We start from the raw sequence: 2,199 nt of genomic DNA on the forward strand, positions 1-2,199 counted from the left end.
CAAGATCAAGATCAAGATCAAGATCAAGATCAAGATCAAGACAAGGCGGCGCAGGCCGCTACCGTGCCCGTTGGAGAACGAAGCATGGAGGTGGCCGTGGTTGGCCAGGAGCAATGGCAGGCGATACGCGAGCGCGGAGCTGCAGGCCAGGCCGTCTCGTTGATCGCACGGGAGATGGGGCTGGATCGCAAGACGGTGAGGAACTGCTTGCGGCGCGAGACATGGAAGCCGTACAGGCGCGAAGTGACAAGGCCTACGCTGCTCGATGCGCACATGGAGTGGCTGCGCTGGCGGGCGCCACAAGTGGGTTTCTCCGCACGTGTGCTGTTCCAGGAACTGCGCACGCGCGGGTTCACGGGCTGCTACGAAGTGGTGAAGGTCGCAGTGCGGCCGTTGCGCGCGAACGCCTCGGTGGCCGCGCTCACGCAGATGCGCTTTGAGACCGCGCCGGGCGAGCAGGCCCAGGTTGACTGGGGCCAGGTCAAGGTCTGGCTGGGCGAGCAGCCCACGCGCGTGCACGTGTTCGTGATGACGCTGGGTTACAGCCGGCGCGGTTATGCCGAGGGCTATCTGAACGAGCGCATGGACAGCCTGCTGTCGGCGCACGAACGTGCCTTCGCGCACTTCGGCGGCGTGTGCCAGACGCTGCTGTACGACCGTATGCGCACGGTTGCCATCGGCACGAGCGAGGACGATGCCGGTGTGCACCGGGCCAAGCTGAACGCCACCTTCCAGGCCTTTGCCGGCCACTGGGGCTTCGTGATCCGGCTGTGCCGACCCTACCGCGCCCAGACCAAAGGCAAGGTCGAGTCGGGGGTGAAGTACATCAAGCGCAACTTCGTGCCCGGCCGCCGGTTCCGGGATCTGGAGGACTTCAACGCCCAGCTCGCAGCCTGGCAGGCCGAGATCGCCGACGTGCGCGTGCACGGCACCACGCACCAGCGGCCCATCGAGCGCTTCGCCGAGGAAGCGCGCGCACTGATGCCTGCTACCGGCCAGCGCAGCTTCCTTGAGGCCATGGTGCGCGAGCGTGTGGTCGCCGAGGACTGGTTGGTGGCCATCGATGCCAACCGCTACTCGGTGCCGTTCCGCCTGATCGGCAAGACCGTGCAGGTCAGTCGTGAAGGCGGTCACTGGGTCATCCGTCACAAAGGCAAGGTGGTGGCCGAGCACGCGGTGCTCAGCGGGCGTGCACAACTCAGCGTGCTGCCCGAGCACGGCCCCGGGGCCATCCCGCGCAACCAGCGCCAGCGCTTCGCGGTGGTCGCGGACCGGCCGGCGCCGGTTCACAGCGAACGCGACGTCGAGGTCCGCGACCTCGGTGTCTACGACCAGTTGCTGGACGCCGTGCGGGAGGCTGCGTGATGACCAGCACCACCCGCACCCCGAAAATCGCCCAGGCGGTCATGACGCCCTCGGCCATGACGACACCGGCGCAGCTCGAACGCCTCGGCGAGCACCTGCGCAAGCTGCGACTGCTCAAGAGCGGCGAGCGGCTGGAGGCGCTGTTGCAGCACGCCGCCGCGCAGGAGCTGCCGTACGCCGAGTTCCTGGAGCAGGTGCTCGGCGAGGAGGTGGCGGCCAAGACCAGCAAGAACATCGCCATGCGCACGGCGATGGCCCGGCTGCCGTTCGTCAAACCGCTGGAGACCTTCGAGTTCGACTACCAACCCTCCATCGACCGCAAGCAGGTGCAGGTGCTTGCCAGCTGCCACTTCATTGAGCACGGCGACAACGTGATCGTGCTGGGGCCTCCGGGCGTGGGCAAGACGCACCTAGCGGCCTCGCTGGGCCTGAAGGCCATCGGCAACGGCTACCGGGTGTTGTTCACCACAGCGGCCAACCTGATCGCCGTGCTCACCAGGGCGCACGCCGAGGGGCGGCTGGAAGAGAAGCTCAAGGTCTACGCCACGCCCAGGCTGTTGATCATTGATGAGATCGGCTACCTGCCCATCGACCGGCTGGGGGCCAACCTGTTCTTCCAGCTGATCAGCCGGCGCTACGAGCGCGGTCCCATGATCCTGACCAGCAACCAGAGCTTCTCGGCCTGGGGTGACGTCTTTGGCGACCGGGTCATCGCCACGGCCATCCTGGACCGGCTGCTGCACCACGCAGTGACGCTGAACATACGGGGCAACTCGTACCGGCTGAAAGACAAACTCAAGGCCGGCCTCATCCGAACCAACGACAACGAGGGTT

The 2,199-nt window shown here is 66.4% G+C and carries 2 protein-coding genes; both read left to right on the forward strand.

The genetic code is table 11. The annotated features are described in order from the left end of the window. Positions 1–1,365 (forward strand): IS21 family transposase (gene istA, locus ABIC63_RS29825; protein WP_354322458.1); only part of this gene is annotated, 1,365 nt, incomplete at its 5' end. A gap of 41 nt (positions 1,366–1,406) precedes the next feature. Continuing rightward, positions 1,407–2,199, forward strand: a 793-nt coding sequence (gene istB, locus ABIC63_RS29830) for an IS21-like element helper ATPase IstB (protein WP_502935935.1), incomplete at its 3' end; no start/stop codon positions are given.

Origin of the sequence: Pseudacidovorax sp. 1753, from assembly GCF_040544975.1 — a bacterium.
In the GTDB taxonomy this organism is placed as follows: Bacteria; Pseudomonadota; Gammaproteobacteria; order Burkholderiales; family Burkholderiaceae_C; genus Xenophilus.